The organism is Streptomyces sp. NPDC005925 (assembly GCF_040638805.1).
Taxonomy (GTDB): domain Bacteria; phylum Actinomycetota; class Actinomycetes; order Streptomycetales; family Streptomycetaceae; genus Streptomyces.
The window spans coordinates 13748-26672 of record NZ_JBEXVL010000003.1 but is presented as its reverse complement, the minus strand read 5'-3'; the positions used below and the strand labels follow the sequence as shown (position 1 = coordinate 26672).

General features: G+C 73.5%; 10 protein-coding genes. 5 read left to right on the top strand and 5 right to left on the bottom strand.

Annotated features, from left to right (window positions below):
• Nucleotides 1-32: 32 nt before the first annotated feature.
• Nucleotides 33-1049, bottom strand: coding sequence for an aspartate-semialdehyde dehydrogenase (locus ABZ354_RS05405; protein ID WP_358653221.1), 1017 nt, complete (start codon nucleotides 1047-1049; stop codon nucleotides 33-35).
• Between the two features lie 371 nt (nucleotides 1050-1420).
• On the opposite strand from ABZ354_RS05405, the gene ABZ354_RS05400 reads away from it, so the two are divergent.
• Both ABZ354_RS05400 and ABZ354_RS05395 read left to right on the top strand, forming a co-directional pair.
• Complete coding sequence (locus ABZ354_RS05400; protein WP_358653725.1) at nucleotides 1421-1945, top strand: sigma-70 family RNA polymerase sigma factor; 525 nt, start codon at nucleotides 1421-1423, stop codon at nucleotides 1943-1945.
• 1 nt (nucleotide 1946) lies between these two features.
• Nucleotides 1947-2720, top strand: coding sequence for a hypothetical protein (locus tag ABZ354_RS05395; protein ID WP_358653219.1), 774 nt, complete (start codon nucleotides 1947-1949; stop codon nucleotides 2718-2720).
• A gap of 67 nt (nucleotides 2721-2787) precedes the next feature.
• On the opposite strand, the gene ABZ354_RS05390 is transcribed toward ABZ354_RS05395, so the two are convergent.
• From ABZ354_RS05390 to ABZ354_RS05380, 3 genes are all read right to left on the bottom strand, one after another.
• Entirely contained in the window at nucleotides 2788-6096 is a 3309-nt protein-coding gene (locus ABZ354_RS05390; RefSeq protein WP_358653217.1) for a S8 family serine peptidase, read from the bottom strand.
• A 366-nt stretch (nucleotides 6097-6462) separates the two neighbouring features.
• Complete coding sequence (locus tag ABZ354_RS05385; RefSeq protein ID WP_358653215.1) at nucleotides 6463-6891, bottom strand: hypothetical protein; 429 nt, start codon at nucleotides 6889-6891, stop codon at nucleotides 6463-6465.
• A 10-nt stretch (nucleotides 6892-6901) separates the two neighbouring features.
• Nucleotides 6902-7645, bottom strand: coding sequence for a hypothetical protein (locus tag ABZ354_RS05380; RefSeq protein ID WP_358653213.1), 744 nt, complete (start codon nucleotides 7643-7645; stop codon nucleotides 6902-6904).
• A gap of 183 nt (nucleotides 7646-7828) precedes the next feature.
• Between ABZ354_RS05380 and ABZ354_RS05375 the strand changes: the two genes are divergently transcribed.
• The 3 genes from ABZ354_RS05375 to ABZ354_RS05365 all read left to right on the top strand — a co-directional run bounded on the left by ABZ354_RS05375 (nucleotide 7829) and on the right by ABZ354_RS05365 (nucleotide 11584).
• A complete protein-coding gene (locus ABZ354_RS05375; protein ID WP_358653211.1) occupies nucleotides 7829-8560 on the top strand; it encodes a Crp/Fnr family transcriptional regulator in 732 nt (243 codons plus the stop codon).
• Nucleotides 8561-8719: 159 nt separating this feature from the next.
• A complete protein-coding gene (locus ABZ354_RS05370; RefSeq protein ID WP_358653209.1) occupies nucleotides 8720-11314 on the top strand; it encodes an ATP-binding protein in 2595 nt (864 codons plus the stop codon).
• Between the two features lie 48 nt (nucleotides 11315-11362).
• Nucleotides 11363-11584: a hypothetical protein gene (locus ABZ354_RS05365; RefSeq protein WP_358653207.1), complete on the top strand. Its 222-nt coding sequence runs from the start codon at nucleotides 11363-11365 to the stop codon at nucleotides 11582-11584.
• Nucleotides 11585-11673: 89 nt separating this feature from the next.
• Here ABZ354_RS05365 and ABZ354_RS05360 read toward each other — a convergent pair whose 3' ends face one another.
• Nucleotides 11674-12702, bottom strand: coding sequence for a hypothetical protein (locus ABZ354_RS05360; RefSeq protein ID WP_358653205.1), 1029 nt, complete (start codon nucleotides 12700-12702; stop codon nucleotides 11674-11676).
• Between the last annotated feature and the right edge of the window lie 223 nt (nucleotides 12703-12925).

The following is a 12925-nucleotide window of genomic DNA, read 5'->3' as shown; positions in this document are numbered from 1 at the left end:
GTGGGCGCCCCCTTCCGCACGTCCATGCCTGCTTACTTCTTCAGCTCCGCCGCCACCAGCTCCGCGATCTGCACCGCGTTCAGGGCGGCGCCCTTGCGGAGGTTGTCGTTGGAGACGAACAGCGCGAGGCCGTGGTCGACGGTCTCGTCCTCGCGGATGCGGCCGACGTACGACGGGTCCTGGCCGGCGGCCCGGAGCGGGGTCGGCACCTCGGTCAGGGCCACCCCCGGGGCGCCCGCCAGCAACTCCTTCGCGCGCTCGGCGCTGATCGGCCGGGCGAAGCGGGCGTTGATCTGGAGGGAGTGGCCGGTGAAGACCGGCACGCGCACGCAGGTGCCCGACACCTTCAGGTCCGGGATCTCCAGGATCTTGCGGGACTCGTGGCGGAGCTTCTGCTCCTCGTCGGTCTCGTTCAGCCCGTCGTCCACGACCGACCCGGCCATCGGCAGCACGTTGTACGCGATCGGCGCCACGTACGTGCCCGGCTCCGGGAAGTCCACGGCCGCACCGTCGTGCGTCAGCTTCGGGGCCTCGTCGCCGACCTTCCTGACCTGCTCGAACAGCTCGTCCACGCCCGCGAGACCCGAACCCGACACGGCCTGGTACGTCGCCACGACCAGCGCCCGGAGGCCGGCCTCGTGGTGCAGCGGGCGCAGCACCGGCATCGCGGCCATCGTCGTGCAGTTCGGGTTGGCGATGATGCCCTTGGGGCGGTCGGCGATCGCGTGCGGGTTGACCTCGGCCACCACCAGCGGCACCTGCGGGTCCCGCCGCCACGCCGACGAGTTGTCGATCACGACCGCGCCCTGCGAGGCGACCTTCTCGGCCAGCGCCTTCGACGTGGCCCCGCCCGCCGAGAACAGCACGATGTCCAGGTCCGCGTAGTCGGCCGTCGCCGCGTCCTCCACCGTCACACCGTCGATCACCTTGCCCGCCGAGCGGGCCGAGGCGAACAGGCGCAGCTCGTCGGCGGGGAAGTTCCGTTCCGTGAGGATCCTGCGCATGACCGTGCCGACCTGACCGGTGGCTCCGACGATTCCGACCCTCACGGCGACTCCCTTTGCGTCTCTTCTGCGTGCTTGTTGCCTGGCCGAGGCATTTCCCCTTCCATCATGCGGCCCACCGCCGTCCACCTCCACTTCTTTGCCCCCGGGTGTCCGGGGGGTGGGACGGGGCGCACGCGGTGCTCCGCACGGCGGCCGCGGGCATTGCGCCCTCACCCCCGCCGGAATGCAGGAATTCAGGCGGAACGGGCCCCCGGCCGCAAGCTGTGCCGGTCGGCACCTGCCCAGCGCCCTTCCGCGCACACGGCGGTGTGACGTACACCTCCCCCACCCGTCGAGTCCGTACCGAACGTTCCGGGCCGCCGCGGCGTCGTAGGGGGGACGCGGGGAGGGAAGGGGTGGCCGTGCTGCGCAGAATGACCCGCCGGGGCCACGGGACGGGCCACACGGTGGACGACCCGCTGGACGCGGCCCAGGAACGCCGGGTACGGGCGGTGCTCGCGCTGGGCGGCGTACCGCAGGCGGACCTGCCGGACGGGGTGCAGCAGGTGCGGCTGCGGCTGCTGGAGCGGGCCGCGAGCGGGCGCGAGGCACCGCGCGACGTGTCCGCGTGGGCGGCCGTCGTCGCCTCCAACCTGGCCATGGACTGGCACCGCGCCCGGCGCCGCCAGGAACGGCTCGGCGAGCGGCTCGCCTCGCTGCGGCAGCCGGACCACCACCCTTCCGGCGAGGACACCCGCCTGCTGTCCCTCGCCGTCGCCCGCGGCCTGGACGAGCTGCCCGACCCGCAGCGCCAGGTCGTCGTGCTGCGCTTCTACGCCGACCTGCCGGTTCGCTCGATCGCCGAGGAACTCGGCGTCCCCGAGGGCACGGTCAAGAGCAGGCTGCACACGGCGGTCCGGGCCCTCAGAGCCCGCCTGCACGAGGACGAGGTGGTGTGACATGCCCGCCGAGCAGGAATTTCCCGAGCACGGGCACGATCTCCCCGAGCAGAATCCGCCCGGGGGCGTCGACCCCCTGATGGCCGTGATCGGCGGCGAGCCGCTGCCCCCGGCGGCCCGCGCGGACGCCGGTCTCGTCGCCGCCCACCGCGCCGCCGCGGCCGACGTGGCGCTGCTGCGGGAACAGCTGGGCCTCCTCGGCGACGCGCTCGCGGACGCCGCAGTCGACGGGGAGGCCACCCCCGTACGGTCTTCCGCCCCTGCCCGTGCCCGGCGCCGCCGTCCCTTCGCCGTCGCCCTCGGCGGGCTCGCGGTGGCCTGCGCCGCCGCCCTCCTGTCGGGCACGGCCTGGCTGCTCACGCAGTCCGGGAGCGCGGGCGGCGCCGGTGCCGACGACGCGGCGGCGGGCTCCCAGGAGGCCGGGGGTGTCCTCTTCGGGTCCCCGCGCCACCTGGCCTGCGCCCGGCTCGTGGCCGAGGGCACGGTCACCGGCACCGAGCCGGTGCCCGGCACCGACCGGACCCGGATCACCCTGCACGTGACCCGCGCGTACAAGCCCCGGGTGGCGGCGAAGGACGTGGACCCGGTCGTGTTCCTCGTCCGGGACGGCGTCCTGGGCCCGCTCCACGAGGGCGACCACACCCTGATCGGTCTCCCCCGACAGGGCGACTATCCGGACGCCCTGTTCACCGACGAGGAGGAGATCGCGACCGAGCGGGCCGCGATCCTCCGCTTCCTGCCCGCGTCCCGCGGACTCACCTGCCCGCGGGGCTGACGCCGGGGACGCGAAAGGGGGCGGGCGTCCGACCGGACTCCCGCCCCCTCGCCGTGAACCCCGGGGGTTACGGCGTGACCTTCTCCAGGGCCACGCTGCCCGAGCCCGCGACCGTGCCGCGTGCGTTGACCAGCTGGACCCGGCCGAAGAACTCGCGTCCCTCGGGGGCGGACGCCGCGGCGGTGACGCTCGCGGTGACCGTGGCCGAGTCGCCCGTGCCGAGCTTCACCGGCGTTGCCCCGTCCACGGAGACCGTGCCGAGCGTCGTGGCGAAGAACACGTCCCGGTAGTCGTACGCGGTCGTGCCGGCGGGCACGGAGTAGCCGACGACCTCGATCGTGTACGTGCCGGCGGCCGGCGTCGGGATGGAGACGGCCTCCTCCGAGTCGCCGTCGGCGGAGCTGCCGACCTGGGTGCCGTCCTTGTCGTACACGGCCAGGTCCAGGTCGGCGGCCGTGTCGGAGACACCGCCGATGGCGACGTCCAGGGACTCGGCGCCCGCGGGCACCTCGACCGTGATGGTGTGCGTCTCGCCCTGCTTGATGCTCGGGCGGGCCGACTTGGCGGAGCCGAGCGGGCCGCCGGTGAGCTTGCCGTCGAGGGCGGCGAATCCGTTGGTCACCTTCCAGGACGCGTCGACGGGGGTGCCGACCTGCGCCTCGGGGACGGTGACCGTCTCCGGGTCGAAGGTCGCCCCCAGGACGGCGACGCCGACCTTGTACGGGTTGTCGAGCAGCGGCGACGTGCGGCGCGACTCGACCTCGATCTCCCACACGCCGGCCTGCGGGTCGGCGTACGAGCGCAGGTCGGGGCGGCAGGTGTTGTCCGGGTTGGCGTAGTCCGGGTAGCAGTTGACCGTCGAGGTCGGGTCGGACGGGACGCCGTACGGGTGGATGGAGATGAACCGGGTCTGGCTCTTGGCCTTCAGCCCGCTCAGGGCGACCTCGAGGGTCCGGGCGCCCTCGGGGACGGTCACGAAGTACGACGTGGTGCTGTTGCGCTGCACCGAACCCGAAGCGGAGAAGGTGTAGTCGACCGGGGAGGCGACGACGACGGTCGCCAGGACCTGGCGGTCGACGCCCTCGGTGCGCGGGTCGTCCACCTCGAGGACGGCGCTCTTGACGCCGCCGGAGCGCGGCGCGGCCTGCACCTGGACGGTGACCGGTTTGTTCAGCGGCAGACCGACCTCGTCGGAGCCGACGATCCGGAAGGTGCCGGCGGCGTTGTTCGCGAGGTGCAGGTCGTGCCGGATCGTCCGGTCGGCGCCGGACGTACGGGTCAGCGTGATCTCGTACGTCTTCTTCTGGCCGGCCTTCAGGCCGCCCTCGCGGTCGTAGAGGCCGGTGCCGAAGCCCGGCGTCTTCAGGAACTGGTCGATCGCGGTGTCGACCGGAGCCTTCACCGTGTACTGGTGGGCGCTCGCGTCGTGCCGGATCGCGTCCCAGGCGTCCACGACGTCGATCAGACCGGCGCCTTCCTCGTACGCCTGGACGCCACGGATGTGGTCGGCGGTGGAGGTGAGCGCGGTGCGCAGCTTCGCGGGCGTCAGGTCGATGCCCTTCTGCCGGGCGGCGCTCAGCAGCAGCGCCGAGGCGCCCGTGGCCTGCGGGGAGGCCATCGAGGTGCCCTGGAGCATGGAGTAGCCGGGCGGCAGGGAGTAGCCGGCCTCGGCGACCGGGCCGCCGGGCAGCCACGTCTGCGTGGTGTTGATGGCGGCGCCGGGCGCGGTCAGCGTCGGCGTGAAGCCGCCGTCCTCACGCGGGCCGCGCGAGGAGAACGGCATCATCGCGTACCGCTTCTCCACGACGGAGCCGTAGTTGGCGGCCCAGGTCGCCCGGGAGACGGACGCGCCGACGGAGATGACCTTGTCGGCCAGGCCGGGGTCGCCGATGGTGTTGGCGCCGGGGCCGGAGTTGCCGGCCGAGATGACCAGCTGCACGCCGTAGTCGTCGATGAGGCGGGTGTACAGCTCGGAGCGGGCGTTGTTGCCGTCGTTGAGCGCGGGCAGGCCGCCTATCGACATGTTGACGATGTCGACGCCGCGCTTGGTGACGAGGTCGATCATGCCCTCGGTGAGCGCGATGTTGGTGCAGCCGCCGCTCCAGGTGCAGGCGCGCGAGGAGACCAGCCTGGCGCCGGGCGCCGCGCCGTTCATCCGCCCGCCGAACAGGCCGTTGGCGGCGGTGATGCCGGCGACGTGCGTGCCGTGCTCGGACTCGATGACGCCGATGTTGACGTAGTCGGCCTTGGCGCCGGCGGCGTTGTAGACGACGTCCTTGCGGATCTCCACGACGAACGGGATGCTCTCGGCGATCGCGGTCGCCGGGTCGTCCGTGCCGAAGTGGCCGACCTGGTGGCCGTCCTTGTACGGCTTCATCGCGGTGTCGTCGGTGAAGTCGAGGTTGTCGTTCAGGTCGACGCGGGCGGTGCCGGCGGCGGCGTCGTACAGCACGCCCCAGACGTCCGTCTTGTCGCCGTCGCGGTTCAGGTCGCCGGCCATGTCGCCGCCGGTGGTGGCGGACTCGGAGAAGTAGTTGAACTTGTAGTCGCCCGCGGGGGCCTTGAACGTCTCGGTGCCCAGGCCGGCCGTGGTGATCGAGAAGGCCGGCCCGGCGACCGAGGTGGTCATCCGCCGCCAGGTGCCGTCGCCGTCGCCGACCGGGTCGGTCGCGGTGACCCAGTCGACGATCTTGCGCTCGCCGGTGGTGGTCTTCTGCAGCGCCGGGTGGCCGAGGTCGACACCGGAGTCGAGGATGCCGATGGTGATGCCGCGGCCGTCCGCCTTCGGATGGTCCTCGACGAAGTCCACGGCACCCGTCTCGAAGGACGGGTTGTACGGGTTCTCGGCGGGGGTGTGCTTCCCCGGCGCCGGATAGCCGCCCCTGGAGCCGGTGGTCGCGCCCTCGGCGCGGTCCCCGGCCGGAGTCGGGTCGTCCAGCGGGATCTCGTCGCGCAGGTCGATGCCGTGCACGGAGGACAGCTTGGCGGCGGCGGCGATGGCGGCGTCCGCCTTCGCGGTGGGGACGGTGGCGCGGACGTAGCCCAGCTTGTCGTCGCTGCGGCCCACGATGCCGCCCTGGACCGCGTCCAGCTGCCCGGCGACCTGTTCGGTCCGGCCGGGCGCGGTGGCGATCATCATCGTGACGTTCTTCTCGCCGTCGGCCTTGGCCTCGGCGAGCAGGTCCGCGTCGGCGGAACCGAGTTTGTCGTGCGCGGACTTCACGGAGCCGTCCGCGGTGGGGGACGGCTCCCCGGCCGAGAAGGCCATGGGTATGGGACCGGCCGCGGACAGCGCGGCCACCAGACCCGCGGCCACGGCTATCCGGGCCACGCGTCTCGCGCCCGATGTCGGAGCGCGCTCAGGGGTGAAGGTCATCGGCATCCCTTGTAGCTAAAGGAACGAGAGTGGAGCGACAGAAGCCGACCGGCTCCGGTCGCGACAGTCCGGAATGCGACCCCGGACGATCGCTCAGCTTTACCCGAAGGGGGGACGTTTGGGGAGAGTCGCCCTGGCCGAGCCCGGCGTATGGCGTACTTCCGCCATACGCCATCGGGAACGTACTGGGGCGCAACGGGGTAATTCGGCGCCCCTCGCGTCCTGTTACGCGCGTAGCCCAGGCCGTTCCGCCGCCCCGGTACGGGACTGGCCGATAATCATCGGTGGGGAACGGCGTTCGCCGTCGGCGTCCGTGGGACGGACACCGACGTGACGCGACCCGCCGGGACGGCGGCCGCTCCTCCGTCAGCTCCCGGCGGCCCGCTCCTGACGCTCGTGGATGTGCTGGGACCCGCCCTGTACGGCGAACACGGTCGCGGAGTCCCGGGCCGTGTTCGTCTGCCGCACCACGCCCGCACGGGGATCGTCGGCCGGGAGGCCGCCGAGGGAGGCGACGAGCCGGGCGAGTTCATCCCGGCCCGCGGGATCCTGCCGCAGCAGCGCCGCCAGCTCCTGCGCCCAGTAGCCCAACAGCGCCCGGCGTACGTCGTCGGGGCTCGGCGAGTCCCGCACCAGCTCCGCGTTGCCATCGAGCTGGGCCTCCAGCGCGGCCCGGCGGCCACGGCGGAACAGCCCGGCCATCGCGCCCCTCGTTTCCTGCCACGTGTCCGTGGCCATGGCCGCGACCAGCGCGGCGGCGCCCGCCTGCGCGAGTGCGGTCAGCTCGTCGTGCACAGCGGCTCCCTCACCCTTCCTTGACGACGCGGATGTGCATGTCGCCGTTCTGCGTGGCGTGGACGACGCCCTTCCGGGAAGCCTTGTTGACCTGCTGGGAATCACCCCGCGGCCGCTCGCGCCTCCGGCCGGCCGCCTTGCGCGCGGAAGCCTTCGCCTCACGCGGCGGCGTCCACCCGGGTGTGTGGAGCCAGGCGTCGGTGGTGAGTTCCTTCAGGGTGAAACCCACCCGGTGGAAGGTGTCCGGATCGATGCCCTCGTAGCCGTGCCGCGCCGTCTCGTCGTAGAAGTGCTGCGACATCAGCAGCGCGACGGGCACCGTCCGCGGCGCCCTCTGCAGGGCCTTGCGCGCGGGACGCGCGTCGAGCAGCCGAGCCAGCGTCTCCAGCGGCGCGCCGGCGACTTCGCCGTCCGGCGTCAGGCACACGTCCCCGGCGTGCAGTGCCGCACGGACCCGGATCCGGGTCGACGGCCCCGGGCTGCCCGCGTTGTGGTCGCGCAGCAGCTCGGCCAGTTCGGGCACGAGCGGGTGGACGAGGCTCGCCTTGCGCGTCCCCGCGGGCGCGGTCACCCGCAGTCCGTCACCCAGGTCCTCCCGTACGCACGCCCCCCAGTCGAGGCCGCTGCGCACGAACGCCGTACGGAGCAGGGCCCGCAGCGTCGCGCGGTTGTGGACCAGCGCCACGTTTCCCCGCCCGGACGACTTCTCGATGTCCACGGCCAGGACGGCCCGGTACTCCCACTGTGCTTCCATACGGCACCTCTCGGCTCGGCGGCGGACGGACGCGGTACGGCGTGGAACCCGGCTGCACGGGCCCCACGCCACCGTCCCCTTCCTCCACTGTGCCCGTGGTGCGCCGCGCGCATCTCGTAGGAATACGGGGTTCGGGGACACTGGGTCCGGGCGATGTGCCGGACCGGGGAGGAGAGGTGGGACATGGAAGGCGGATGTCACAGCCGCACGGGGAACGGGCGTCGGCCCGCCGAACAACGGGCCTGGCATCCGGCAAGCCTGCTGGGCCGCCTCGACCGGGCCGACCGCGACCGGTTGCTCGCGCTGGGGACACGGGTGCCGCACCCGGCCGACCAGGTGCTCCTGCGGGAGGCGGAACACACGGACCACGTACTGGTGCTGCTGCAGGGCCTGGTCAAGGTCACCGGGCACGCCGACGACGACCGCGAGGCCCTGCTCGCCGTGCGCGTGCGCGGGGACCTGCTCGGCGAACTGGCCGCGCTGGACGGACAACCCCGCTCGGCCACGGTCACCACCTGCGGGCCCGTCGTCACGCAGGTGGTGACCCGGACCGCCTTCCTCGCCTGCCTGCGGGACCGGCCCCGGATCGCACACGCCGTCAACGAGGCCGTCGTGGCCAAGCTGCGCGCCGCCACCACCCACCGCGTCAACTTCATCGGCTGCGACGCCGCCACCCGGCTGGCCCGGGTGCTCCACCACCTCGCCATGACCTACGGGGAGCGCGACGGCGACGGCGCGGTGATCCGGTGGCCGATCACCCAGCCCGAACTCGCCACCATGGCGGGCGCGTCGGAGCCCAGCGTGCAGAAGGCGCTGCGCAGACTGCGCGCCGAGGGAGTCGTCACCACGGGCTACCGCTCCATCCGGGTCGAGGGCCTCGCGCGCCTGCGGTCGATCGGATACCCCGACCTCTGAAGTCCCCCTGCCCCACAGGGCCTCGTTCCAGTTGTGTGCGTCGGGCGACGAAGATGAATGGGTCATCACAAAACCCGTAATTTGACGGTGGGTCCGTGTGAGCCTGTGGCTAGCGTGCCGCCTGGACAAACGGACGCGACCACATCAAACGGGGTAGTCATGGCGAGCATCGACGACGACAACGAGCAGAACGGCGGCGGTCGGCACGCGGACGGGGAACAGCCCGGGGCACGGACGCCCGTCGGCGACGGAACACCGGACGAGGGCGGGGCGGGTGACGGTGGGGCGGCCGACGACCGGCCGACGGTCAACCGGATCACGATCGGCGGGAACGCCACCGCGCCCGTGATCGCCGGAAACCACGTCGCGTACATCGGCGCACACCACGGCTCCACCGTGAACGTGCTGGTGGAGGGCGAACGGCCGCGGCCGAGACGCCGCACACGGGTCGACCTGCTGCCCCGGCGGCAGAGCGCCCCGTTCGGCCGCGCCGCCGACCTCGCGTCGATCGACGCCGCGCTCCGCGACGGCGACACGGTGCAGCTGTGGGGGCCGCCCGGAGTCGGCAAGAGCGCACTCCTGCGGCACGCGGCCCGCACGCTCGGCGCGGGACCCCACGGAAAGCTCTTCCTCGACGCCGCCCGGCGCGAACCCGAGGACCTGGCCCAGGACGTCTTCGAGGCCTGCCACGAGACCCACGGCTACGCCCCGTCGCGCACCGAGATGCGCCGCCTCATGGCGGGCATGGAGGTGACGGTGTACGTCGACAACGCCGACTACACCGCGGAACAACTGCGCACCGTCATGGACGCGGCCCCGGACGCGACGTTCGTCTTCGCCGCGCGGAACAGTTCACTGCAGGGAGCCGACGGCAGGGCGCAGCGGCTCACGGGCATCGACCGTGCCGCCGCGCTGGAGCTGCTGGCACGGGAACTGGGCCGTCCCGTCGACGGACCGGACCGGCAGGACACCGCCGCCGCGCTGTGGGAGACCGCGGCCGGCACGCCGCTGCTGCTGCTGCGCGCGGCCGCCGTGGCCCGGCTCGACCCCTCGGGCGAGGCCGTGCTGCCCAAGCCCGGCGCGGTGCGGGAACTGCTGCCGCTGCTGTTCGACCGGCTCGACGACCCCTCGACGCGCACCCTGCACCTCCTGGCGACCTTCGGCGACGTCGACCTCGCCCCCGTACACGTCGGCGCCCTGACCGGCACCTCGGACCCCGCGGCGCTGTGCGGGGACCTGGCGAGGCTGGGCCTGGCACGGGAGACGGAACGGGGGTACCGCGTCGCCCCGGATGTCGTCGGGGCCCTGCGGCAGCGCCCCGGCCTGGTGCCGTACTCACTGGAGCGGCTGTGCGCCTACTTCGCCGACTGGGCGGCGCGGCCCACGACCGGGGCGTCCCAGGTGGCCGACCACGCCCCGGCACTGGAGGCGCTGGCGGAACTCGCCGAGCGGTCCGGCCGGGCAGACCTGGCGGTCCGGATCGTCCGGGCCGCCTCACCCGCCCTCGCCCGCTCGCTGCGCCTCGGAGCCTGGGGGCGCCTCCTCGACCAGGGTGTGCGGGCGGCGCGGCACGCGGGGGACCGGCGGTCCGAGGCGTACCTCACGCACGAGCGCGGCATCCGCAACATCCTGACCGGCAACCGGGCCCTCGCCGCGGTGCTGCTGGTGGAGGCGGGGGTCCTGTGGCGGCAACTGGGCGACACGCAGGGGGCCGACGCGGCGTCGGCGGCCCAGCAGTACGTCCCCGGCCAGGCGCCGCCCGCCGACGCGGGTTCCGGGGCGCTGCCGCAGGGCGACGCGGGTGCCACACCGGATGCGGGCGGAGCGACGGACGGGAGCGGCGCCGGGGACCCGGGCGGCGCGGGTGACGCCGGCGGTGTGCCGGACGGGAGCTCCTCGGCGGCCGGTCCGGCCCCGGCGCAGGACCCCGGGTCCGCGTCGGTCGATCCGTCGCCCGCGCCGGACGTGAGCGGGGCCCACGACGTGAGCGGCGCGGCCGCGCCCGATCCGGCATCCGTGCCGGACGTCGGTTCCACGGTGCCGGACCCCGCCTCCGGGACGCCGGACGTCGGTTCCGCGATGCCCGACCCGGCCTCCGCGCACGGCACGGTCGCCCAAGGGACCGGCATGCCCGTCGACCCCGGAACGGCCGCCTCCCCCGGGATGGTGCCACCGCCCGGTGTCGTGGAGGGGGCCGGCCTCGGCGCCACCACAACAGGCGTGACCGGAACCGGGATCGCCGCCGCGCTCAAGGTGGCCGCGGTGGTCGCCGCCCTCGTCATCGGCGCCGTCGCCGTCGAGCAGCGGCAGAACTCGTCGGACTCCGGCGGAGGCAGTCCGGCCGTGACGGTCACCGAGTCGGGCCGGGACGGCGGGGCGGGTTCCACGGGCGCGGCCGAGGGCGAGCCCACGCCGGATCCGACCGGTCTGGAAGGCGTATGGCTGAGCAGCAGGGGCGGCGGGATCGAATTCGTCGACGCGGGCGGCGGGACCTACTCGGCGGCGACGAGGGACGCCTGCGGCGACACGGTCACCGTCCGGTTCACCGGCAGCGGCAGTACCTACACCTCCACCGCCCCCGTGTACGACATGGCCGACGGCTCGTGCGGAGACATCCTCGGTGAGGTCACCACGACCATCACCATCAACCCGGACGGCGACACCGCCGACGGCACGCGCGAGATGACGGACTCCGTCAGCGACGCGGTGACCTGCTACGACTGCACCCCGTTCACCCTGAACCGCCTCTCCTGACCGACGTTCCCCCTTTCCCTCACCCACTTCCAGCCAAGGAGCCCACCCATGGCACGCCGGCCCTCCAGCCAGAACAGGATCCACATCGGCGGGGACGCCTCCGGCCCCGTCGTGGCCGGTGAGCACATCACCGTCACGACGACCGGGACCGCCGAGACGACCCAGACGAACACGGCCAAGGAGGACGGCACGCTCTACGCCGCCGCCCACGGCGACATCCACGTGCACCACGCGGAGGCCATCGAGGTGCCCGACGAGCAGGAGGGCTGAGGAGAGCCGACGACCGCGAGGAGGGCCGTCGGCACACCCGCCGACGGCCCCTCCGCCCCCCTCCTGGTCCCGCCCCGCTCGACGCCCTCCTACCGGGGAAGCACCACCACGTACGCCGCGGGATCCCGGTCGACCGATGCCATCAGGGCCGTACGGATCACCACGGCCTGCTGCTCGCTCGCGTCGCGCAGTTTGCGCGGGGTCACGTGGACGACCGTGATGCCCAGCCCTTCCAGGTACTCCCGCCTGCGGGTCTCTTCGGAGTCCAGGGGGTCGTTGTCCGGGCCGGGTGTGCGGGTGTCCAGGAACAGGGCGACCGCCTGGTCCGGCCAGTAGGCGTCGACGTGGCCGAGGTGGGAGCCGCTCGGCAGCCGGAGTTCGGCGTGCCACACCGGGTCGGGGAGGTCGTAGTCCCGCACCATCGCGTACAGGCGGTCCTCGGCGACGGCCCGGCCCTCCGCGAGCAGCGAGTCGACGGCGGCCACGACGTGCGGCCGGCCGAGCAGCCGGGCGCGGGCCAGCTCCCGTACCAGCGTCGCGGGTTCGCAGTGGCCGTCGCGGACCGCCTCCGTCAGCAGGCGGCGCACCGCGCCCCCGTCCGTCAGTCCCGTCACCGCGTCCGTCAGAGCCCGCTCCACGGGCGCCACCGGCAGGCCCCTCACCTGCTGCGGCACCGGCATCTCGGCGGCGCGGACGATGCGGGCGCAGCCGGTGGAGCGCAGCCGGCGCAGCCGCGGGACCAGCACGTCGACCGCGTCCAGCGCCAGCAGTGCGGGAGCGGTGGCGAAGCCGTGCAGGGACAGCGCGGCCAGGCCGGTGATCACCGCCTCGGTTTGGGCGGGGGCGGCCGGTCCGGCGCTGCCGCCCTGGGACGGCACCCGGCCGGTGCGCTCGCGCGTCGCGTACAACAGCACCGCGTGCAGTCGTTCCTCGTGCGTCGGCGGGCCCGGGTGGAGCAGGACGACGCCGGGGAGGACCTGCTGCCAGGGCCCGCCGGGCCGGCACCGCTCGTTCGTCTCGGCGGCGGTGACGCCGTGCGCGCGCAGTTGCGCCGCCGTCAGGACGCGGCGGCGGACGTCGGTCGGCACGGAGAGGGAGGTGAGCGGGGTGTCGTTCATGTCCTGGGACTTTCCCGTGTCCGTTCCCTCCGTATAACCCCTGTTACAGGCCTGTTGGAAAATCAGGACAACTCTGCCGAGAGGGACACATGTTCAAATGTGCGTAACCCCTGGTCCCTTCGAGCGGGGCCAGGGGTTACGGGGCCGGTCATCCCTGTTCCGTAACAGTTGCGGTGACAACAGCGGGACCGTGACGGCCCCTCCGGGACAGGGGACAGGGGAG

What these genes read in the sequence shown, in the direction of transcription:
- ABZ354_RS05400 (WP_358653725.1), top strand. Translation starts at nt 1,421, where the DNA reads ATGACCCGCCGGGGCCACGGGACGGGCCACACGGTGGACGACCCGCTG.
- ABZ354_RS05395 (WP_358653219.1), top strand. Translation starts at nt 1,947, where the DNA reads ATGCCCGCCGAGCAGGAATTTCCCGAGCACGGGCACGATCTCCCCGAG.
- ABZ354_RS05390 (WP_358653217.1), bottom strand. Translation starts at nt 6,096, where the DNA reads ATGACCTTCACCCCTGAGCGCGCTCCGACATCGGGCGCGAGACGCGTG.
- ABZ354_RS05380 (WP_358653213.1), bottom strand. Translation starts at nt 7,645, where the DNA reads ATGGAAGCACAGTGGGAGTACCGGGCCGTCCTGGCCGTGGACATCGAG.
- ABZ354_RS05375 (WP_358653211.1), top strand. Translation starts at nt 7,829, where the DNA reads ATGGAAGGCGGATGTCACAGCCGCACGGGGAACGGGCGTCGGCCCGCC.
- ABZ354_RS05370 (WP_358653209.1), top strand. Translation starts at nt 8,720, where the DNA reads ATGGCGAGCATCGACGACGACAACGAGCAGAACGGCGGCGGTCGGCAC.
- ABZ354_RS05365 (WP_358653207.1), top strand. Translation starts at nt 11,363, where the DNA reads ATGGCACGCCGGCCCTCCAGCCAGAACAGGATCCACATCGGCGGGGAC.
- ABZ354_RS05360 (WP_358653205.1), bottom strand. Translation starts at nt 12,702, where the DNA reads ATGAACGACACCCCGCTCACCTCCCTCTCCGTGCCGACCGACGTCCGC.